Origin of the sequence: Herbaspirillum sp. ST 5-3 (assembly GCF_004804275.1) — a bacterium.
Lineage (GTDB): Bacteria > Pseudomonadota > Gammaproteobacteria > Burkholderiales > Burkholderiaceae_D > Noviherbaspirillum.
In genome coordinates, this window is the sequence record NZ_STGI01000001.1 from 309,540 (window position 1) to 330,618 (window position 21,079).

A 21,079-nucleotide genomic window follows, 5' to 3' on the forward strand; every position below is an offset into this window, starting at 1 on the left:
CAGCTTGTTACTGCTTGGTAGCTGCCGTGCCGTCGGGCATGACGAGACCGGAGCCGCCTTCTTTCTGCTGCTGTTCCGCCACAGCTTGCAGGCGCTGCTGGTAGAACGCTTCGAAATTGATCTCGGCCAGATGCACCGGCGGGAAACCGGCACGGGTGATCATGTCGGCGATGTTCGCGCGCAGGTACGGGTAGATGATGTTCGGGCAGCCGATGCCGAGCAGCGGGTCGAGCTGTTCCGGCGGAATGTTGGCCGCTTCGAAGATGCCTGCCTGCTTGCCTTCAACCAGGAAAGCAACCTTGTCCTTGATCTTGGCGGTGACGGTAATCGTGACCGTCGATTCGAAAATCGTTTGGGCCAGCGCTTCGGCGCCGACGTCGACGGCGACCTCGATGTTCGGTGCTTCCTGCTCCAGGAAAATTGCCGGCGAATTGGGCTGCTCCAGTGACATGTCCTTCAGGTAGACGCGCTGGATCTGGAATACGGGTTGTTGGTTTTGGTCGGACATGGGCTACTTTCGTGAGTGTAATAATAAGGAAAAGGACGGCGCATATGCCGTCCCTTCGGTTCAAGCTGCCAAGCGTTATGCGCCTTGCAGAAGCGGATCAAGCTTACCCGCGTGATCCAATGCGCTCAAGTCGTCGAAGCCGCCGACGTGCGTGTCGCCGATATAGATCTGCGGCACGGTACGGCGTCCTGTCTTCTGCATCATTTCGGCGCGTTGTTCCGGTTGCAGATCGACGCGGATCTTTTCGATGTTTTCGACGCCCTTGGACTTCAGAAGCCGCTCCGCCATGATGCAATACGGGCAGACGGCGGTACTGTACATTACAACACGTGCGGTCATGATTGCTGCTCCATTACTTCGCGATCGGCAGGCCCTGCGCCTGCCAGCCGGCGACGCCGCCGTCCAGGCTGAACGCCTCCGCGAATCCGGCCTTCTTGAGCGCTGCCACAGCCTTGGCCGAGCGCGTGCCGGACTGGCAAACGACGATCACGGATTTCGACTTGAACTTGTCCAGTTCGCCGATCCTGTTCGACAGTTCCTTCAATGGAATGTTCTTTGCGTCGCGCAAATGCCCGGCGCCGAACTCTGCCGGCTCACGCACATCGACAATCACGGCCTTGCCCTGATTGATGAGTTGCGTCGCCTGCAAAAGGGACACTCTGCTGCCGCGGCGCTGAAGGTTTGGCCAGAGCAAGGCACCGCCGGAAATGAGGGCAATGCCGATCAGCCAGATGTTGTCGAGGAAGAATTTCACAGTACTCCAATGGTCCTAAATGGTTTTAAGCAATCCCGACATTATAAAATAGAAGCCGAAACAGGATTTCCAAATCACGGCATCATCTTATAAATTCCTTATTTCTCTTCATTACTGAACCATGTACAAAATCGTATTCATGCGTCACGGCGAATCCACGTGGAACCTGGACAATCGTTTTACCGGCTGGACGGACGTCGATCTGACGGAAAAAGGCATCGCCGAGGCACGCCAGGCCGGCAAGATCCTGAAGGAAGCCGGATTCACCTTCGACCTCGCCTACACCTCGGTGCTCAAACGCGCGATCCGCACCCTGTGGCTGACCATGGACGAGATGGACCTGATGTGGTTGCCCGTAGTGAACGACTGGCGTCTGAACGAGCGCCATTACGGCGCCCTGCAGGGCCTGAACAAGGCGGAGACCGCAGCCAAGTACGGCGACGAGCAAGTTCTGATCTGGCGCCGCAGCTACGACACCCCGCCGAATCCGCTGGAGCCGAACGATCCGCGCACCTCGTATAACGACCCGCGCTATGCCAGCCTGAAAAAGGAACAGATTCCGCTCACCGAATGCCTGAAGGACACCGTGGCGCGCGTGATGCCTGCATGGGATGAGTCGATTGCTCCTGCCATCCGCGCCGGCAAGAAAATCCTCGTTTCCGCCCACGGCAACAGCCTGCGCGCGCTGATCAAGAGCCTGGACGGCATCAGCGACAAGGACATCGTCGGCCTGAACATCCCGAACGGCCAGCCGCTTGTGTATGAGCTGGATGCCGATCTGAAGCCGATCAAGAGCTATTACCTGGGCGACCAGGCGGCAATTGAAGCGGCCATGAAGGCGGTCGCCAGCCAGGGAAAAGCCAAGTAAGCTCGCCATGCAGCCCATTCGTCACTTCGGAACCTGATAGGAATCTTCTTGTTTGATCGCACGTCCTTCGGGAGAAGATGCCTCATTGCGCTCGGAGTGACCGCGCTGCTGCTCCACACCGCAAGCTTTGCGGCCAAGGTCAGCGAACGCACGCGCCAGAAGCACGAGGCCGAGGCCGAGCGCGCCGAGTTGCAGAAGAAACTCGACGCGCTCAAGCACGACATCTCCCAGACCGAAACAGCCAAAAGCCATGCAGCCGATGCGCTCGCGCATTCGGAAGAGGCGATTTCGCAGGCCAATCGCGCCCTGCACGAGCTGGATCAGGACCAGCACGAGATCGAATCCAAAATTACACGCTTGTCGGAAGAACAGGACCGGCTCGCCAAATCCATCGCCGACCAGCAGAAGCGCCTCGCGACCTTGCTGCGCGAACAGTACATGGCCGGCAACGAAGACCGGATCAAGCTGCTGCTTTCCGGCGACAATCCCAACCGCATCAACCGCGACCTGCAGTACATGGGCTACGTCTCGCAGGCGCAGGCAAAACTGATCGGCTCGCTGCGCGCGAATCTCCACGCGATCGAAGACAACAAGGCGACAACCCAGGAAGCCAAGGGCGAGCTCGACCAGATCGCGCAGGAACAGCGCCAGCAAAAAGCCCGGCTGGAGCAGGAAAAGGCGCACCACGCGACCCTGCTCGCGCAACTGTCGAACAAATTGGCCGCGCAGCGCAAGCAGGCCGGCAATATCGAGCGCGATGACCAAAGGCTCGCCGGGCTTGTCGACAAGCTGGCAAAATTAATCGAAGAGCAACGAAAGGCCGAAGCTGCCGCGCAGGAGCGGCGTCGCCAGGAGCAACTCGCCCGGGCGAAGGCAAGAACCGAGGCCGCGGCGGCGGCAAAGCTGAGTTCCGTCAAAACACCGGGTCGTAATCCTGATGCAATTGACGATGATGCACCACCAAAATTGTTGGGACGAAATGAACTCACGCCGGATGGCGGCGTCCAAGACGGGTCTGTTGGCCGTGGGAACTGGCCAGCATTCGGGGGGCTGCGCGGGCAACTGCGGCTTCCGGTCAAGGGCGACGTGGTCGCCAAATATGGCAGCAAGCGCGGTGACGGCCCGAGCTGGAAAGGTTTGTTCATCCGCACGGCGGAAGGCGCGGATGTCAAGGCCGTGGCCGGTGGCCAGGTCGTTTTTGCCGATTGGCTGCGCGGCTTTGGCAATCTGATCATCGTCGACCATGGCGATCAGTACATGACCATCTACGGCAACAACCAGGCGGTGCTGAAACGCGTTGGTGATATTGTCAAAACGGGCGAAATCATTGCCAGCGCGGGCAATAGCGGCGGCAACGAACAATCGGGTTTATACTTTGAAATGCGGCATCAAGGCCGCGCAATCGATCCGCTAGCCTGGCTGTCAGGCACATTCGCAAAATGACCACGAGTGTGCCGGACAGCCAGGCTTGTGCAACTTTCAGGTGGAGACATGAGCAGCAAACTTAAGAACTTCGGCCTTATCGGTTTAGGCGTCATCGCGGGCATCGCCGGTTCGATGCAATTCGACGCGAGCGCGCAAAAGAACACCGCCCCGCTGCCCCTGGAAGAACTGCGCCAGCTAGCCGATGTATTCGGTCTGATCAAGACCGATTACGTGGAACCTGTCGAAGACAAGAAACTGCTGACAGAAGCGATTTCCGGCATGGTCGCATCGCTCGATCCGCATTCCGCCTATCTCGACAAGAAGGCCTTCAAGGAATTGCGCGAAGGCACGCAGGGCAAGTTCGTCGGCCTCGGCATCGAAGTCGGCATGGAAGACGGCTATGTGAAAGTCATCTCGCCGATCGAGGATTCGCCTGCGTTCAAGGCCGGCCTGAAAGCCGGTGACCTCATTACCCGCCTGGACAACACGCCGGTCAAGGGTTTGACGCTGGATGAAGCGGTCAAGCGCATGCGCGGCGAGCCGAACACCAAGATCACGCTGACCATCGCCCGCAAGGATGAAGACAAGCCGATCATCGTCACCATCGTGCGTCAGGAAATCCGCGTGCAAAGCGTGAAGTCCAAGGTGATCGAACCCGGCTATGCCTGGCTGCGCGTCGCGCAGTTCCAGGAACCGACCGTGGACGACCTGTCCAAGAAGATCAGCGCAATCTATGCACAGGACCCGAACCTGAAGGGCCTCGTGCTCGACCTGCGCAATGATCCGGGCGGCGTGCTGCCGGGCGCGATCGGCGTCTCGGCCGCTTTCCTGCCGAAGGATGTGCCTGTCGTCTCCACCAACGGACAGTTGCCGGATTCGAAGCAGACTTTCTATGCACGCCGCGAGTTCTACACCTCCTCGCGCATGGCGGCAAACGACCCGCTGGCGAAACTGCCGGATGCCATCAAGAAAGTGCCGATGGTCGTGCTGGTCAACACCGGTTCCGCCTCCGCATCGGAAATCGTCGCCGGCGCCCTGCAGGACTACAAGCGCGCCACCATCATGGGCACGCAGACTTTCGGCAAAGGCTCGGTGCAGACCATCCGCCAGCTGACCGCCGACACCGCGGTCAAGCTGACCACGGCGCGCTACTACACGCCGAACGGCCGCTCGATCCAGGCCAAGGGCATCGTGCCTGACTTGCTGGTGGATGAATACGCCGACGGCGACGGGCTGAACGGCCTGCGCCTGCGTGAATCGGACCTGCAAAAGCACCTGCACAACGACAAGGACAAGGATGAAGCGGCGCGCAAGATCGATGAACTGGAAGAAGAACAGCGCATCGCCGCCCTCGAGAAAAAGCGCAAGCCGCTCGAGTTCGGCAGCAAGGACGACTTCCAGCTGGCACAGGCGCTGAACCACCTGAAAGGCATGCCGGTGCAGCTTTCCAAGTCTGCGCAGATCGAAAGCAAGAAGGAAAACACCATCAACGAAAAGAAGAACGGTGACAAGAACGGAAACGGTAACGGGCACGGCGAGAAGAAATAAGCCTCCCTTGCACTGACAAAAGGCCGCAGCGATGCGGCCTTTTTCTTTTGCGGCAAGACGCATGTTTTGCGTGTTGTCATGCCTTCGGGCCCGACAAAGGGTAATTTACACAGAGGAAGCCCGCCGGAGACAGAAACATGCAAGACCCGACAGCGTTGCCTGCATCCCCACGCAGCTTGCCGGCGCAAAAACAGTCCTGGGTAAAAAAGCTTGGTCCGGGACTGATAACCGGCGCCGCCGACGACGACCCCAGCGGTATCGCCACCTATTCGCAAGCCGGCGCGCAATTCGGCTTGAACATGCTCTGGACGGTGTTCTTCACCTATCCTTTGATGGTGGGTATCCAGATCGTCAGCGCAAAGATCGGCCGTGTGAGCGGCAAGGGATTGGCGAGCAACATGCGCATTCACTATCCTGCCTGGCTGGTCTATTCCGTCGTCGGATTGCTGCTGGTTGCCAACACGATCAATATCGCCGCCGACGTATCTGCCATGGGCGAATCCCTCGCCCTGCTCATAGGCGGGCCGCCGCATCTCTATGCGGCAACGCTCGGCATCGTCTCGCTCCTGCTGCAGGTGTTCATTCCGTACAGTCGGTACGTCCGCTTTCTGAAATGGCTGACACTGGGCTTGCTGGCCTATGTCGCGACGGCGCTGGTCGTCGACGTTCCATGGAGCAAAGCCGCCGCGGCGACGTTCCTGCCACGCCTGTCGTGGACGCCGGAGTTCATCACCACCATCGTCGCAGTGTTTGGCACCACGATCAGCCCTTACCTGTTCTTCTGGCAGGCGTCACAAGAGGTTGAGGAGCAACAGGCCAACCCGGCATCCTCTCCGCTGAAGGAGGCTCCCGATCAGGCGAAAGCGAATTTCAGACGCATACGGCTCGATACCATCATCGGCATGGGATTCTCGAACCTGGTCGCCTTCTTTATCATCCTGACGGCAGCGGTGACGCTGCATGCACACGGCATCACGGACATCCAGACATCGGCGCAGGCTGCAACGGCACTGCGGCCCATCGCCGGGCAATTTGCCTACCTGCTCTTCAGCATGGGAATCGTCGGCACCGGGCTCCTGTCGGTCCCGGCCCTTGCGGGATCCGCCGCGTACGCCATGGCGGGCGCATTCAACTGGACGGACGGACTTGAACACACGCCCGCGACGGCGAAAAAATTCTACGGCATCATTGCCGTTGCGACGCTCGGCGGGATCGGCTTGTGCTTCACACCGGTCGATCCGATCAAGGCACTGTATTGGAGCGCAGTCATCAATGGCGTGATCTCGGTGCCGATCATGGCCGTGATGATGCTGATGGCCGGGCATCGGGAAATCATGGGACGCTTCGTGATCGGCGCACGGCTGCGAATCGCCGGGTGGCTGGCGACCGTCATGATGGCCGCCGCCGTGGGCGCCATGTTCTGGGCATTGATGCACTAGCGCGTGTCATGGCGGAGAAAAGCTGGTGCGGACCCTCCGTGCACTTTAGAATGAGCTTGATGAATGAGCCGCTCCGGCTCGGCAAGCAAAACAGCTCCATGGACGACAATCAACTTCTCCGCTATTCCCGCCATATCCTGCTCGACGAGATCGGCATCGAGGGCCAGGAAAAATTGCTGGCTGCGCACGCGCTGGTCATCGGCGCAGGGGGCCTCGGCTCCCCCGCCGCGTACTACCTCGCTTCGGCCGGCATCGGCAAGATCACGCTGGTCGACAACGACACTGTCGATCTCACCAACCTGCAGCGCCAGATCCTGCATACCACCGAGCGCGTCGGCCAGCCGAAGGCCGAGTCCGGCAAGCAGACGCTGGCCCGGATCAACCCCGAGGTCGAGGTATGCGCCTTGAATGAGCGCGTGGAAGGCGAACGCCTTTCGGAACTGGTACGACAGGCCACCGTCGTGCTGGATTGCAGCGACAACTTCGCCACCCGGCATGCGGTCAATCGCGCCTGCGTCGCGCACAAGGTGCCGCTGGTGTCGGGCGCGGCGATCCGCTTCGACGGCCAGATTTCCGTCTACGATACGCGCCACGAAGATGCGCCCTGCTATGCGTGTCTGTTTCCGCCGGAACAGCAATTCGAGGAGGTGCTGTGTTCAACCATGGGCGTGTTCGCGCCGCTGGTTGGCATCATCGGCGCCATGCAGGCGGCGGAAGCACTGAAGCTGGTCGCCGGGGTGGGGGAATCCCTGGCCGGGCGCCTTCTTCTGCTGGACGCGCGTCATATGGAGTGGACCAGCATCAAGATTGCGCGCACGCCTGCCTGCCCGGTCTGCGGGAATGCGGCTAATCCTGCATGATCAACGCGCGCATCGAGCACGTCGGAGCCATTTGCACAGTGCGCTCGGCGCTGATCGACGTCGCGCTCTCCATCATGGAATTGCCGATAATATCGCTCGTGCCGGAAGTCTCTGTCACCGGCTCGTCGAAGAGCGCACGATAGACGCTGTACACGGCAAAATGGCGTGATTCCGCAGGCAAGGCTTGTGTCGCATCGACGGCGTCGCTCGCATTCCCGCTATCGCCCGCCACGTTTGCCGCTGTACTGACGAAACCGTCCGCCGCCGTTTCCCTTTTCATATCATCGCTGCGGCACGCTGCCAGCGAAATCGCAACGACGACGCCCGCGACGGTTGCAGCCAAGCCCGCCGGTAAAATGGCGCATCCGGATTTTCGATTGAACATGTCAGTCTCCCCTGACATGATTATTGGCGATTCCCTGCGTCGCTCTTTGGCTTGTATCAACCGGCTTACAGGCTCGGACTCCGCGCCGCACCGCGATTGGATGCAACGCACCCTTCGGCACGGCGAAAGGGGCAGTGCTACAATCGAACGGCTGTTTTCTTTCCTCCCAAGCAATTCCCATCTTCGTTCATGCCCGCAGCCGATCTCATCAAGCTGGTTTTTCTTGCCGCCATTTGGGGAGGCTCATTCATTTTTCTGCGCGTCGCGGCGCCGGAATTCGGCCCAGTCCTGACCGCCACGCTGCGCACTTCGCTGGCCGGCACTGCCTTGATGGTCTTCGCTGCGCTGACCGGCGTCAGAATGGATTGGCGCAAGAACCTGAAGCCCTTCGTGGTGGTCGGACTGTTTGCCGGCGCGATTCCGTTTTCCTGCTTTTCGTTCGCCGCGCTGTATTTGCCCGCGGCGCATTCCGCCGTGTTGAATGCCACCGCACCGCTGTTCGGCGCGGTGTTTTCGGTGGTCTGGCTGGCGGAGCGCCTGACGATGCTCAAGCTGGGCGGGCTGGTGCTCGGCGTCATCGGTGTCGCGATCCTGGTCGGCGCAGGCACCTTGCCGATCACCGCTGCGACATTGCTTGCCATCGGTGCGTGCCTGGTTGCGGCTGCCTGTTATGCCTTGTCGAGCATTATCGTGAAAAAGACCGGCCGCCCCGGCGGCATTCATCCGATTGCGATGGCAACCGGCTCGCTTGCGCTGGGCGGGTTAATCATGGCGCCGAGCATACCGTTTTCCCTGCCGCATGCCATGCCGTCGCCGCTGGCGATTGGCTGCATCATCGCCATCTCGCTGCTGTCGTCCGGCGTGGCGCAGGCCCTGTTCATTCCCTTGATCGTCAAGGTCGGCCCGACGCGCGCCATGAGCGTGTCCTTCCTGATCCCGCTGTTCAGCATGCTGTGGGGCTTCCTCTTTCTGCATGAATCGGTCGGACTGTCGACCCTGGTCGGCGGGATAATCGTCTTAATGTCGATGGGCATGGTCTTGTCGGCATCGCGTCACGAACCAGTCAACCCGGAACGCTGAATCCATGCGCAAACACGACTTCGCCATTCGCCATCCCCTGCTGACGGCCCTGGCCTTGTCGATGGGCGCGGCCATCTCGCTCGGCCTGACGCGCTTTTCCTACGCACTGCTCCTGCCGCCGATGCGCGCCGACCTCGGCTGGTCGTATTTGCTGGCCGGGGCGATGAATACCGCCAATGCCTTCGGCTATTTCGTCGGCGCCTTGATCACGCCGATGCTGATGCGCCGCTGGGGAGCGCAAACCGCCCTGATCGGCGGCGCTGTGCTGGCCAGCGTGTTCATGGCCCTGTCCGGCTTCGTGACGGACGCCGACATGCTGTTGCTGCAGCGAGTGCTGGCCGGTATTGCCAGCGCATTCATCTTCATCGCCGGAGGCGTGCTGGCAGCGCGCCTGGCCGCATTGCATGTGGAACGGGCCGGCTTTCTGATCGGTTTGTACTATGGCGGCACCGGATTCGGCATCAGCTTGTCGGCCCTGCTCGTCCCCGCCGTCCTGAGCGCCGCCGCGGCAAGAGAGGCGGTGCATGCCTGGCAATGGGCATGGCTGGCGCTGGGCGGCGTTTGCTTTCTGATGACCTTGCTGATGGCGCAGCCGGCGCACCACATCGAGGGCAAGCCGGCCGCAAGCGGCGGCCACAGCCATTTCCGCATTCGCTCGTTCGCCTTCGGGCTGGCCGGCTATTTCATGTTCGGCGTCGGCTATATCGGCTACATGACTTTCGTCATCGCGCTGCTGAAGGAACAGGGCATGTCCGCACCGGCGATCACGGCCTTCTATGCCCTGCTGGGGCTGGCGGTGGTGGCCTCCTCGCGCATCTGGGCCCACATGCTGGACCGCTTCAAGGGCGGACAGTCACTGGCGATCCTGAACGCTCTGCTGGGCGTGGCGACCTTGCTGCCGGTACTGAGCAGCGCACCGCTGGCCGTGTTCATCTCGGGAACGCTGTTCGGTGCGGTGTTCCTGTCGGTGGTGGCGTCCACCACGGCGCTGGTGCGCCACAATCTGCCTTCCGAGGCGTGGTCGACCGGCATCAGCGGATTCACGACGGTGTTTGCGTTCGGGCAGATCGCAGGCCCGACGGTGGTCGGCTGGATCTCGGATACGGCGGGAGGTTTGCAGCGCGGCCTGGTGTTTTCCGCGGTCGCCTTGTTTGTCGGTGCCGCGCTGGCGACAAGGCAGCGTGCGCTGGCACGCGACTGATCAGCGTTCTGCAGCGTCCCACACGATCTGCGCTGGCAGAGCGCCGCGCAGCGCATTGCAGACCGCGACTTCCTCCGCGCTGCGCAAGTCCTCCACGGTCAGGCACCGCTCCTCGGCATTCCATGCGGGATCGGCGAGCAGGATCGAACGCATCACGCCGGGCAGCAATCCTGACGCCAGCGGTGGCGTGAGCCAGCGACCGTCGATCTTGATGAACACATTGCTGCGCCCTCCTTCGGTCAATTCGCCGCGCTCATTGCAGAACAGCATGTCGAATGCACCCTGCGCTTCGGCCGCACGCCATGCCGCGTCATACTTTTCTCGTACCGTGGTCTTGTGGCGCAGGAACAAGTCCTCGGACGCGGTTGCGCTGGCCGCGAGCAGGATCTTGACCGGAGTCGCCAGCGGCGCCAGCGGCCCGGTCTGAATCACGCAGCTTCCATCCTGTCTCAATGCCAGCCGCATGCGGAATGCATCGTCGAATGGCAGCATGTCGCAGGACTGGCGCACCTTGTCCCGGATCGCTTGCTCGTCAAAGTTGAAACTGAAATACGCGGCCGACGCGCGCAAGCGTTTCAAGTGCAGATCGAGATGGCGGGCGCCTTCGCTTCGGCTTGCGCACATCGTTTCGAGCAGTTCAAAGTCATTCGGCAGTCCGGTCAGGAAGCGGGCCTTCAGTCTGCACTCGGCGAATTCATCGGCGGCGACGCTGTCATGCACGATGCCCGCACCGACACCCATCTCGCCCTTGCGCATGCCGCCTTGGGGTGCTTGCAGTGCCAGCGTCCGTATCGGCACCGACAGGCAGAAATCGCCGAGACTGCGGCCTTCCTGCGGCGCTTCGAACCAGCCGATCGCACCGGTGTAAATGCCGCGCGCTTCCGGTTCCAGTTCGCGGATGATTTGCATCGTACGGCGCTTGGGCGCACCGGTAATCGAACCGCAGGGGTACAGCGCGGCAAACACGTCTGTCAGGGAAACATCGTCGCGCACCCGGGCCTGCACCGTGGATGTCATCTGCAGCACGCTGCTGTAGCGATCAACGCTGAACAGCCTGGGCACATGCACTGAGCCGAAGCGTGCGATGCGGCCAAGGTCATTGCGCAGCAAATCGACGATCATCAGATTCTCGGCGCGGTTCTTCGTGTCGGCGGCAAGCGCTGCCGCACGTTCCGCGTCGCTCTGCGCGTCGCCGCTGGCGGCAGCCGTGCCTTTCATGGGACGCGCGGTCATCACGCCTTGCGCATGCTGGATAAACAGCTCGGGCGACAAGGACAGTACAGCCCGTCCGTCCGGCAGCACAATCATTGCCCCGTACGGCACACGCTGGCGCTCGCGCAACCGGCGATACAAGGCAATCGGACTGCCGTAGGCGTCGAAACGCAGGCGGTAGGTGTAATTGATCTGGTAGGTATCGCCGGCTTCGATATAGCCATGAATGCGTTCGATTGCCGTTGCGAATTCCTGTTCGCTGACATTGGCCGACACGTCAGCAATGCCCGCGCGCGGTGCGTCGTGCGTGCGCTCGGCGAGCCATGCTTCCACCTGCGCCGATGACAATCGTTCGCAGCGCTCGAACAGGAGAATCTGCGCCAGCGGCGGCATGTCCGCATGCGGCGCAATGCCATGCAGCTCCGCCCCAAGCTCGTACGCAAACAGGCCGACGGCATGCCGCCCCTGCCGCAATGCATCCTGCATGGCCTGCAGCAAGTCGGGCAGCTCCGTGGCGCTGCGGCAGCTCAGGCTGCCGACATAGCCGCTGTGCAGGCGCGAGCGCGGATCGGAGGCGCTGGCGTCGCAGTCGTCGAGCAGCGCGAAGCAGTCGGCAGAAGGATGGAAGGAGGAATCCAAGACGGTATCAGGCAGTCGGAAAGCGGTCGCACGGCCGCGAATTCAAATCAGGGAGCGCGAAAACCGGTATTGTAAGCCAATGGCACCCTGCGCTCGATTCCTCAGCTGCCGCGTTTCGACAGGTAAATGCCCCACAACAACAAGGCGCCGCCGGCCATCTGAATCGGCCCGATCGCTTCCTGAAAAATGATCCATGCCGCAACAGCCGCCGTCAGAGGCTGTATCAGCAAGCTCACCGAGGACAGTGAAGCCGGCAGATGCGCCGATGCGTAGGCGATCACGGTTTGTCCGCCGATCTGTGCAACCAGGGCCAAGGCCAGCAAGGGCAGCCAACCCGTCATCTCGGCAGGCCAGAAATTGCCCGGCGCCGTCAGTGCGAACGGCAACAGGGCGAGCCCGGTCACCGTGGTGCTCCACGCCATCAGGCGCGCGGTCGAATACGCGTTGCGCGCGTCTTTGACGACGAGCTGATAGGCCGCATAGAAGATCGCGCTCGCCAATCCCAGGGTATCGCCCAGCAGCTTGTGCCCGCCGCCGTGCGCACTGTCTGGTGCATTTGCCCCGACCAGCATCACCGCGCCGACCAGTGCGATCACCATGCCGACCACAAAAATGCGCGCGAACCGCACACGATGGGCGATCCACATCCACAGCGCGATGAAGATCGGCGCGAAGTTCGACAGCAGGGTCGCGTTTGCGACGGTGGTGTAGTGCAGCGACAGATGCCAGACGCCCATGTCGCCGGCGAAATAGATCCCGGCCAGCACCAGAGCCTTGGTGAAGTCAGTCCGCTTTTTCGCCGCCTCATCCTGACGACGCACGGCCAGCGCCCACATCCACAGGAACGGCGCCGCAAGCGCCATGCGCCAGAACGCCGATGCGAGAGGATTGACATCGGACAGGCGCATCAGGATGCCGGCGAAGCCGATCGCCATGCCACCCAATAGCAGCGCAGCAAACGCAAATGCGGGGAAGCTCTTGTTCGAGGTCATGTGCCGATGTCGGAAGCGCAAAGACTGAGAGTGTACTGAGCTTTGGCGTTCCACGCAGGACGCGATCGGCAGTCATGGCTCGGTCGCAGTAGACAAGGCAATCCGGAATGGCGCGACTCCGAACAAAAGAAATTTTATGAAGGGTCGCGCCGCACCAATCGGTCTCGATCAGTGCAACAAACAAAGCAAATTCGGATCAGGGAGTCAAAAAACGTCGATACTTTTTCGTCGACTTCTCATCAACCCAGCAGCATGCCGATTTGCGCCTGTGCGTTTTCCACCGCGCTCTGTTTGAAGCCGCTCTTGGCAAAACGGTGCCAGCGGCCGACCACCAGGCTGGTGATCAGATTGGCGCGCACCGCAACGTCCTCTTCACGCGCCTGGCCCTGCGTGACTGCAATGCGCAGCGACTGCTTGATCGCCAGCTCGACGCGTTCGATGAACTGGTTCATGCGTACCTGCAGACGTTCGTCTTCATTGACCAGTGCATCGCCGATCAGCACCCGTGTCATGCCCGGATTGCGTTCGGCGAAATTGAGCAGCATGCCGATGATCGCCTGCACCTGGGACAAGCCGTTTTCCTGTTGTTCGCTGATCTGGTTGATGAGACCGAACACGGTCGATTCGATGAATTCGATCAGCCCCTCGAACATCTGCGCCTTGCTGGCGAAATGCCGGTACAGCGCTGCTTCCGACACGTCCAGTTTCGCCGCCAACGCTGCGGTGGTGATCTTTTCTCCCTTTGGCTGTTCCAGCATGCCTGCCAGCGTTTGGAGGATTTGCAGCTTGCGTTCGCCCGGTTTGGTAGTTGCCATGATAGTAGTAGGTGTAAGCAATCCGTTATAGCCGATGAAGCATTGCCGGTAGTTTCATTACTGATTTTACTTTGACATCGACGTAAAAGGGGCGCTTTGTGAAAGCGGGATGCGGCAGGTTTCCCGCAGCCTGGCGCAGATTCGGATTGGTCGCGAGATACTGCGTGACCCAGGCGGTGCGCATGCCCAGCGCTTTCGCGGCTTTCAGGGTATCGGCAGTGTCTTCTACCAGTACACACTGGCGCGGCATCGCACGCTCCCTGGCCATCAGCTTGCGCAGCAGGAGCCTGGAGGGCTTGGGCCGCAACTGGCGGTGCACCATCATCGATTCGATGGCGATGTGCTTGGCAAAATGCCGATGCAATCCGAGATGACGCATCACCTCCTGCGAATAGCGGCGCGGGCCGTTGGTCAGCAGGATCTTGCGCCCGGGCAGGCGCTTGAGCAGGCGCGCCAGGCCGCGTTCGGCGCGAATCATCTCGGCGAGATTGTCGAACTGGTGCGCTTCACGGAGAAAGTCCTCCATGCGCACATTGTGATGCTTGATCATGCCGATCAAGGTGGCACCGTAACGCTTCCAGTACGCCAGCCGCGCGGCGTTCACGGTGTCGGCATCGGCGAGCGTTTCGCCGTCGCCCAGCACCTTTGCCATAAATGCATTCATGTTCGCGTTAATCGCCGGGAAAATCGCATGCGATGCATTGTGCAAGGTGTTGTCGAGATCGAACAACCAAATCGGCTTGGGCATCTGATAGAGTCATTTCAAAGCCGGTCGCAACAGGCTCAGGGAGAATCATGAAGAGCGGGATTGTTTTTTTGTTAAGCGCGTTGATCGGTCTTTTTTTCCCGTTCGCGCATGCCGAGAATAATGCAGCAGCCGGCGCTACAGCACAAGCAGCCACTCCTCCGCAGCGCGGTATGCTGTATCGAATCCGCCACCACAACAACACGGCTTACCTGTTCGGCACCATTCACGTCGGCCTGCCCAGCTTCTTCCCGCTTGAACCGCAAGTCACCCGTGCGCTGACGAGTTCAAGCAAACTCGTATTGGAACTCGATGTCCGTGATGATGCGCCATTTCAGGCCGCCTTGCAGAAGCATGGCGTCTACGCCGGCGGCGACACGATCGAACATCATCTGTCGCCGGACAGCGTGGCACAGCTTCGAGGCACGCTGAAAAAGTTCGGACTCCCGTTTGAAAACATCCGTCACATGAAGCCCTGGATCGTGGCCAATCTCCTGATCGGCATCGACCTCGAGCGCAACGGCTATCGGCGCAGCGACGGCATTGAAATGTTCCTGCTGTCCCTCGTCGACAAGCAGGCCAAGGCGGTGCAGGAACTGGAATCGGCGGAATATCAGATGTCGCTGTTCGACGACATGACGGATGCGATGCAGGAGCAATACCTGCGCGAGAACCTGGCAGAACTCAGCGATGGCCAGGCCTTGAAGCGCGCACAAGCCCTGATCGACGCCTGGGCCAATGCCAACGGCAAGGCGCTGGATGACATCGTGCGTGATCTGCCGAATGAAAAGACGGCTTCATCGGAATTCATGCGCCAAGTCTTGCTCGGCAAGCGCAACCCCGAAATGGCGAACAAGATCGAGGCACTGCTGAAGAACGACAAGACGATTTTTGTCGGTATCGGCCTGCTGCATCTGGTGGGAGAGCAGGGACTGCCGAATCTGCTGCGCGCGCGGGGATATGAAGTGGAAAAGCTGTACTGAAACAAAAGCAGGCGGCCCGCCGGTGTCAGTGTCGGCGAGCCTGCGCGGGAATGACTGCAACAACAATCAATGCGAGCGGATCATGGTCCCGAACGCCTGCTCCGTCAGCACCTCGAGCAAGAGCGAATGCTCGATCCGGCCATCGATGATATGCACGGTATTCACCCCAGACTTCGCCGCATCCAGCGCCGACGAAATCTTTGGCAGCATCCCGCCTGAAATCGTCCCGTCCGCAAACATCTCATCGATCTCGCGCGCCGACAAATCGGTCAGCAGATTACCCTGCTTGTCCATCACGCCGGGAATATTGGTCATCATGATCAGCTTCTCCGCCTTCAGGATTTCCGCGATCTTGCCCGCCACCAGATCGGCGTTGATGTTGTACGCCTGCCCGTCCTCGCCAAAGCCGATCGGCGAAATGATGGGGATGAAGGCATCATCCTGCAGCGCCTTCACGACTGCCGGATTGATGGCATCGATCTCGCCCACAAAGCCGATATCGAGGAATTTGCCCGGATTTTCCTTGTCCGGCATCTGCATCTTGCGCGCACGAATCAAGCCGCCGTCCTTGCCGGTCAAACCAACCGCCTGCCCGCCGTAATGATTGATCAGCATCACGATATCCTGCTGCACTTCGCCGCCCAGCACCCACTCCACCACTTCCATGGTTTCTTCGTCGGTGATGCGCATGCCCTGAACGAAGGTGCCCTGCTTGCCGATCTTCTTCAGCGCGCTGTCGATTTGCGGGCCGCCGCCATGCACCACCACCGGATTCATGCCAACCAGTTTCAGCAGGATCACATCGCGTGCGAAGCCGTGTTTCAGGCGCTCTTCGGTCATCGCATTGCCGCCGTACTTGACGACGATGGTTTTGCCATGGAATTTGCGGATGTACGGCAAGGCTTCGGCGAGGATTTCCGCCTTGATTTGCGGCGCAACTCCGGTGAGGTCGGTTTGAGAATCGGAGAAATCGGTCATGGCAAGTCCTGAAAATTGATTTTCGCGATTTTACAGGGAAAGCGCGGCGATTTCTCGGCGGCTTTCTTGTATTTCCCCGGCCGATCCGCTAGGCTTTTGCGCAAATGACAATGAGGCGCATATGACTGCCAGTTTGCTTCAGGATCTCGAAAGCCTGCGCCCCGCCTTGGTGCGTTTTGCCGCTTTACAGCTTCGCAATGACAGCCTCGCCGAAGATGTGGTCCAGGATGCGCTGATCGCCGTCCTGGAGAAGCCGGAGCGTTTCGCCGGCCAGTCCTCCTTGCGCACCTATGTGACCGGCATCCTGAAACACAAGATCGTCGATGTGCTTCGTGCATCAAAGCGCGAAGTGCCCATCGAAGCCGAAGCAGACCAGTCGGATGCCGAGGTGATCGACGCGCTGTTCAAGCCGGACGGCCATACGGTGGATATGCCGCGGCAATGGGGCGATCCGGATGCAACGCTCGAACAAAAGGATTTTTTTCGTGTCCTGGAAATCTGTCTGGAGCGTTTGCCGGCAAAAACCGCGCGCATCTTCATGATGCGGGAATGGCTGGAACTCGACACCGACGAAATCTGTAAGGAATTGCGGATTTCCACGTCTAATGCCTGGGTCATGCTGTATCGTGCGCGCGTGCAATTGCGCGAATGCCTTGACCTGAACTGGTTTGGCAAATCAGGGAACGCCACATAATGTCACTCAAGCCCACTTGCAAGGAAGTACACCGTCTCACCTCCGAGGGCCTCGACCGTCAGCTGTCGTTGCTGGAGCGCACGCGTGTGCGCATGCACTTGCTGGTATGCACCGCTTGCCAGAATTTCACGGCTCAGATGCAACTGATCCGGCGCGCAATGCGTCAACTGGGCTCTCTCGCCGAAAACGACAATGAACGCGACCGGACGTGACCGAAAGGCCGGCAAAACATAACATCATGAATTTGACGCACTGCGGAAAAAATGATGACAGTCGGTGCCTCACACCGAACAAAACGCGACTTCCTGCAAAAAATACGCAATAAAATACGATCCAAGCCCTTCTAAGATCAGCCTGCATTCAGGCAAGCATGAGGAGGGGAAAATGAAACGATTCATCCGTATCGCCTGCGCCATGGCAGTCATCGCATTGCTTGGCGCCTGCAGCCGCCAGATCACCGTCAAGATCGGCGTGGTAGCCCCCATGTCCGGGCCGCTGGCGCAATATGGCAAGGACATCGCCAACGGTGCGCAACTCGCGGTGGAGGAGCTTAACCGCGACTATTTCACCATCGGCGGCAGGCGCGCCCGCTTTGAACTGGTGGTCGAGGACGACAAGGCGTCACCCGATGAAGGCAAGGCCGCGGCAAAACGACTGATCGATGCCGACATCGCCGCCGTGTTCGGACATTTCAATTCCGGGGTGTCGATTGCCGCTGCACCTTTGTACGCGCAAGCGGGCATTCCGCAATTGTCCGTGTCGACCAATCCGAAATACACGCGCATGGGTCTGAAAACCGCGTTTCGCATCACTGCCGACGACATCCAGCAAGGCGCGACGCTGGCCCGGTTAATCACCGATAAACTGCGTGCGAAGTCGCTCTACATCGTGGATGACCGCACCATCTTCGGCGTCGGCATTGCCGATGAAGTCGGCCGCATCGTCCAGACGCGCAAGCTGCAGCCACCGCGCGAAAGCCTTGATCCGAAGAATGCGAATTACGCCGCGCTGGCGAAACAGATCCGGGACGCGAACGCGGACACGGTATTTTTCGGCGGCGACGAAGCGGGCGGACTGCCTTTGCTGAAAGCTTTGCGTCAGGCAGGCTCGTCGGCGAGGTTCGTGGTCGCCGATGCGATGTGCGACAACTCCACCGTCAAGGGCGCGCAAGGCAATGCCGATGCCAACTACTATTGCACGATCGCCGGCGTGCCGCCCTCATGGCTGTCTTCCGGAATCGGTTTCACCGAAATGTACAAAACCAGGTTCGGGGTCCCTGGCGCGTATTCCACCCTGTCCTATGACGGCATTCATGTCCTGGCGCAGGCGATGCAGCAGGCAGGCTCCGCCGTGCCGGCGAATTACTTGCCGACCCTGGCAAAAGGCGCATTCTCGGGAAAGGTCCAGGGTTCCATCGAATTCGACGACAAAGGGGACATCAAGGACGGCACGGTGGTGATTTACAAATCGGTCGGCGGGCAGCTCATCGAACAGCGCGACTTGTTGTAAGGACTGGTTTGCCTTTCGATGACCGGCACCCCTCCCAACGGGCGGGGCCCGGACCTTCGGTCTTTAAAGCGGCATGGTCGTCAGGCAGGTTCGCAGCGGCGCATCTCCTGCTTGGGGAAACCGGCACTGATCTTGTCCACCGCACTCTTCGTCGCGGCATCCAGCCCGCGCAATTGGAAGGCCACCAGGCTGGATGTCACACTGCGCTCACCGATGCGTGCGCTGCGCACACCCTTCTGGTTCAGGCTGACAAGAAAGGCGCGCGCTGCCTCTTCCTGCTTGAACACGCCGAGCGAAATACCCCAGCGCAGGCTGGAGTTGTCCTGGATGATGTAGAAGTCCTCGACACCCAGGCGGCGCAATTCGCCCGCTTTCTTCTCCGCCGCCTCCTTGTCAGCCTGCGGCGGGATGTAGACCATGTGCGACGCTACCTCACGGACCGGATGCTGCACCAGCCGATCGCCCAGCGACAAGGCGGCGATCTGGTCGCGGAAGCGCTTGGCATCCTCGATGTTGAAGTTGCCGATTTCGGCACAGGCCAGCGTCTCTTCCTTTTTCTCGACGGCCGATACCTGGGCCTCCGTGGGTGCCGCCGCCGGCGGCGCAGGCGATGCAGGCGCCGGTTGCGCCGCGGAAGCGGGCACCAGCTTGATCTTGTCGGCGTTTAATTGCTGGCTGATGCGTGCCGGCTCGCGTCCGCTCGGCAGCATCACGTCGAAATAGCCGCGCTGATAGGCGAACAATCCCGCATTCGCCAGCAACAATATCCAGAAAAAGAATTTCAGCATGATGTGAATGGTTTTCTATTGCATCGCAACCGCATGCAAACCGATCAGCACGAGATTGTCGACCTGCACATGCGGTACCGTCAGGTGCGGCGCGATCAGCGCTGCCGCTCCGCCGGAGAGTATGCATTGTCCCGCCCCGTGGCGGCGTTCATGGGCGCCGACCGCACGCTCGATCGCACCGGTCTGCGCCGCAAGACAACCGCTGACGATCGCCGCGTCGGTATGATCGGCAAAGGGTTCGGCGATGTCGAGGTCCTGCGCGACTTGCGGCAGCTGTGCGGTATTTTTCGCCAGCGAGCTGGCCATCAACCCGAGGCCGGGCAAGATCATACCACCGAGGAAAACGCCTTCCGCAGTAATCGCGTCGACGGTGGTCGCGGTGCCACAGGTGGCGACGATCAGGGCTTGCCCGGGGAACAAGGCATGCGCGCCGATGGCCGAGGCAAAGCGGTCGCAGCCGAGCTGCTGCGGATTGCGATAATTGTTCTGCACGCCCGCCATCGATTCCGACGAGGAGAACCATTCGACCGGCACCGGATGCATGCCGAACGCGCCGAGCAAGGTCTGTTCAAGCGCCGCGCGCATGTTCTGGCCGGCGACATTCGAAATCAGGACGCGCACGACTTTCTGGCCGCGCCATGCCTCGCACAGCAGCTTCAGCTGCGCATGCTCGACCATCCCGCATTCGGTCCAGCGGCCAAGTTCCTTCGCGCCGCGCGCGCTGTTGGGCACCAGGGCCCATTTCACCCGCGTGTTGCCGGCGTCAATCAATAACAACATGCGCTCAATTCTCCTTTGCTCGCAGCGATACATCGCCTGCCATGATCGCAGCGCGTCCGCTTGCCGTGTCCAGCACAAAACGCCCGATGCTGTCGACGCCGACGGCCACGCCTTCCTGCAGCACCTGACCGCGATCGAGTATCACAACGGTCTGGCCGGTATAGGCGTGCAGCGCGTTCCATCTTTGCGTAAATGCGCCCAGTCCTTCATGTTCGAACTGCACCAGCGCATCGCTCAAGGCATTCAGCAGGGTCGCCATCAGCATATCCTGATCCAGTTCCGCCAGCCAGGGAATGCTCGCGACGGGCCGCCCGATCTGCGCAGCGAGTTGCTCATTGACCGTCATGTTGATGCCGATCCCGATCACCGCCCAGCTCGCTTCATGCGGCACATGTCCGGCGGAAGCGGATTCGATCAGCACGCCGGCCAGCTTTCTTCCCTGATACAGCACGTCGTTCGGCCACTTGAGGCGCACGCTGACATTGAACATGGCGAGCGCATCCGCAATCGCGACGCCGACGGCCAGCGGCAGGCCGATCAGCGATTGCACTGGCGCATTGAATTTCCACGCCAGCGAAAACGTGAGCGACTTGCCGGCTTCCGACAGCCAGCTGCGCCCTGCTCGTCCGCGCCCTGCGGTTTGCTTTCGCGCGATCAGCAATGTGGGCGTGGTCAAGCGCGGCAAGGCTGCCAGCAAGTCGGCGTTGGTGGAGCCGGTTTCATCGACGATCTTGACCGCGACCTGCTGCGCGGCGGGCCGGCAGAAGCCGGCGATTCGTTCGGGTGAGAGAATGTCTGTCATATGCGCATTGTAACGGCATGCTTGTCGCAAAGAAATTCAGTCGGTTTCATACCCGCCGCCGCAAGGCTGAACCG

The 21,079-nt window shown here is 60.5% G+C and carries 23 protein-coding genes; 11 read left to right on the plus strand and 12 right to left on the minus strand.

Features of this window, described 5'->3' with window-relative positions:
• Positions 1-7: 7 nt before the first annotated feature.
• From secB to E6W33_RS01490, 3 genes are all read right to left on the minus strand, one after another.
• A complete protein-coding gene (secB, locus tag E6W33_RS01480; protein WP_136413516.1) occupies positions 8-508 on the minus strand; it encodes a protein-export chaperone SecB in 501 nt (166 codons plus the stop codon).
• Positions 509-583: 75 nt separating this feature from the next.
• Entirely contained in the window at positions 584-847 is a 264-nt protein-coding gene (gene grxC, locus E6W33_RS01485) for a glutaredoxin 3 (RefSeq protein ID WP_136413518.1), read from the minus strand.
• A 13-nt stretch (positions 848-860) separates the two neighbouring features.
• The gene (locus tag E6W33_RS01490) at positions 861-1,262 is read right to left on the minus strand and encodes a rhodanese-like domain-containing protein (protein WP_136413520.1); all 402 of its coding nucleotides are present in this window, start codon (positions 1,260-1,262) and stop codon (positions 861-863) included.
• Between the two features lie 121 nt (positions 1,263-1,383).
• Here E6W33_RS01490 and gpmA point away from each other — a divergent pair, with 121 nt between their 5' ends.
• The 5 genes from gpmA to moeB all read left to right on the plus strand — a co-directional run bounded on the left by gpmA (position 1,384) and on the right by moeB (position 7,402).
• On the plus strand, positions 1,384-2,130 hold the full coding sequence (gpmA, locus tag E6W33_RS01495) for a 2,3-diphosphoglycerate-dependent phosphoglycerate mutase (RefSeq protein WP_136413522.1): 747 nt from the start codon (positions 1,384-1,386) through the stop codon (positions 2,128-2,130).
• 84 nt (positions 2,131-2,214) lie between these two features.
• Entirely contained in the window at positions 2,215-3,573 is a 1,359-nt protein-coding gene (locus tag E6W33_RS01500; RefSeq protein WP_136414359.1) for a peptidoglycan DD-metalloendopeptidase family protein, read from the plus strand.
• A gap of 48 nt (positions 3,574-3,621) precedes the next feature.
• Entirely contained in the window at positions 3,622-5,103 is a 1,482-nt protein-coding gene (locus E6W33_RS01505; RefSeq protein ID WP_136413524.1) for a S41 family peptidase, read from the plus strand.
• A 137-nt stretch (positions 5,104-5,240) separates the two neighbouring features.
• On the plus strand, positions 5,241-6,542 hold the full coding sequence (locus tag E6W33_RS01510; protein ID WP_136413526.1) for a divalent metal cation transporter: 1,302 nt from the start codon (positions 5,241-5,243) through the stop codon (positions 6,540-6,542).
• Between the two features lie 98 nt (positions 6,543-6,640).
• Entirely contained in the window at positions 6,641-7,402 is a 762-nt protein-coding gene (gene moeB, locus E6W33_RS01515; protein WP_136414361.1) for a molybdopterin-synthase adenylyltransferase MoeB, read from the plus strand.
• On the opposite strand, the gene E6W33_RS01520 is transcribed toward moeB, so the two are convergent.
• The gene (locus E6W33_RS01520) at positions 7,389-7,787 is read right to left on the minus strand and encodes a hypothetical protein (protein WP_136413528.1); all 399 of its coding nucleotides are present in this window, start codon (positions 7,785-7,787) and stop codon (positions 7,389-7,391) included. The two genes, moeB and E6W33_RS01520, sit on opposite strands and share 14 nt — an antisense overlap.
• A 189-nt stretch (positions 7,788-7,976) precedes the next feature.
• Here E6W33_RS01520 and E6W33_RS01525 point away from each other — a divergent pair, with 189 nt between their 5' ends.
• Positions 7,977-8,867 (plus strand): EamA family transporter, encoded by an 891-nt coding sequence (locus E6W33_RS01525; RefSeq protein ID WP_136413530.1) that lies wholly within the window; start codon positions 7,977-7,979, stop codon positions 8,865-8,867.
• 4 nt (positions 8,868-8,871) lie between these two features.
• Positions 8,872-10,068: a YbfB/YjiJ family MFS transporter gene (locus E6W33_RS01530; protein ID WP_136413532.1), complete on the plus strand. Its 1,197-nt coding sequence runs from the start codon at positions 8,872-8,874 to the stop codon at positions 10,066-10,068.
• On the opposite strand, the gene pabB is transcribed toward E6W33_RS01530, so the two are convergent.
• From pabB to E6W33_RS01550, 4 genes are all read right to left on the minus strand, one after another.
• Entirely contained in the window at positions 10,069-11,919 is a 1,851-nt protein-coding gene (pabB, locus tag E6W33_RS01535; RefSeq protein ID WP_136413534.1) for an aminodeoxychorismate synthase component I, read from the minus strand.
• A 101-nt stretch (positions 11,920-12,020) separates the two neighbouring features.
• A complete protein-coding gene (locus tag E6W33_RS01540) occupies positions 12,021-12,911 on the minus strand; it encodes a DMT family transporter (RefSeq protein WP_136413537.1) in 891 nt (296 codons plus the stop codon).
• A gap of 239 nt (positions 12,912-13,150) precedes the next feature.
• A complete protein-coding gene (gene slmA, locus E6W33_RS01545) occupies positions 13,151-13,726 on the minus strand; it encodes a nucleoid occlusion factor SlmA (RefSeq protein WP_136413539.1) in 576 nt (191 codons plus the stop codon).
• A 25-nt stretch (positions 13,727-13,751) separates the two neighbouring features.
• On the minus strand, positions 13,752-14,474 hold the full coding sequence (locus E6W33_RS01550) for a pyrimidine 5'-nucleotidase (protein WP_136413541.1): 723 nt from the start codon (positions 14,472-14,474) through the stop codon (positions 13,752-13,754).
• 170 nt (positions 14,475-14,644) lie between these two features.
• Here E6W33_RS01550 and E6W33_RS01555 point away from each other — a divergent pair, with 170 nt between their 5' ends.
• On the plus strand, positions 14,645-15,454 hold the full coding sequence (locus tag E6W33_RS01555; RefSeq protein ID WP_247869484.1) for a TraB/GumN family protein: 810 nt from the start codon (positions 14,645-14,647) through the stop codon (positions 15,452-15,454).
• 66 nt (positions 15,455-15,520) lie between these two features.
• Here the strand turns inward: E6W33_RS01555 and argB are convergent, their stop codons facing one another.
• Entirely contained in the window at positions 15,521-16,432 is a 912-nt protein-coding gene (gene argB, locus E6W33_RS01560) for an acetylglutamate kinase (RefSeq protein WP_136413546.1), read from the minus strand.
• Positions 16,433-16,553: 121 nt separating this feature from the next.
• Between argB and E6W33_RS01565 the strand changes: the two genes are divergently transcribed.
• From E6W33_RS01565 to E6W33_RS01575, 3 genes are all read left to right on the plus strand, one after another.
• Positions 16,554-17,126 (plus strand): sigma-70 family RNA polymerase sigma factor, encoded by a 573-nt coding sequence (locus tag E6W33_RS01565; protein ID WP_136413547.1) that lies wholly within the window; start codon positions 16,554-16,556, stop codon positions 17,124-17,126.
• On the plus strand, positions 17,126-17,338 hold the full coding sequence (locus tag E6W33_RS01570) for a zf-HC2 domain-containing protein (RefSeq protein WP_136413549.1): 213 nt from the start codon (positions 17,126-17,128) through the stop codon (positions 17,336-17,338). Before E6W33_RS01565 ends, E6W33_RS01570 begins: the two co-directional genes overlap by 1 nt.
• Before the next feature lie 172 nt (positions 17,339-17,510).
• Positions 17,511-18,635 (plus strand): branched-chain amino acid ABC transporter substrate-binding protein, encoded by a 1,125-nt coding sequence (locus E6W33_RS01575; RefSeq protein WP_136413551.1) that lies wholly within the window; start codon positions 17,511-17,513, stop codon positions 18,633-18,635.
• Positions 18,636-18,715: 80 nt separating this feature from the next.
• Here E6W33_RS01575 and E6W33_RS01580 read toward each other — a convergent pair whose 3' ends face one another.
• From E6W33_RS01580 to E6W33_RS01590, 3 genes are read right to left on the minus strand one after another with little or no spacing between them, the layout of a single operon-like run.
• Positions 18,716-19,423 (minus strand): SPOR domain-containing protein, encoded by a 708-nt coding sequence (locus E6W33_RS01580; protein ID WP_136413553.1) that lies wholly within the window; start codon positions 19,421-19,423, stop codon positions 18,716-18,718.
• Positions 19,424-19,438: 15 nt separating this feature from the next.
• Positions 19,439-20,203, minus strand: a complete 765-nt coding sequence (locus E6W33_RS01585) for a type III pantothenate kinase (RefSeq protein WP_136413555.1) — start codon at positions 20,201-20,203, stop codon at positions 19,439-19,441.
• A 4-nt stretch (positions 20,204-20,207) separates the two neighbouring features.
• A complete protein-coding gene (locus E6W33_RS01590) occupies positions 20,208-21,005 on the minus strand; it encodes a biotin--[acetyl-CoA-carboxylase] ligase (protein WP_136413557.1) in 798 nt (265 codons plus the stop codon).
• Positions 21,006-21,079 lie beyond the last annotated feature (74 nt).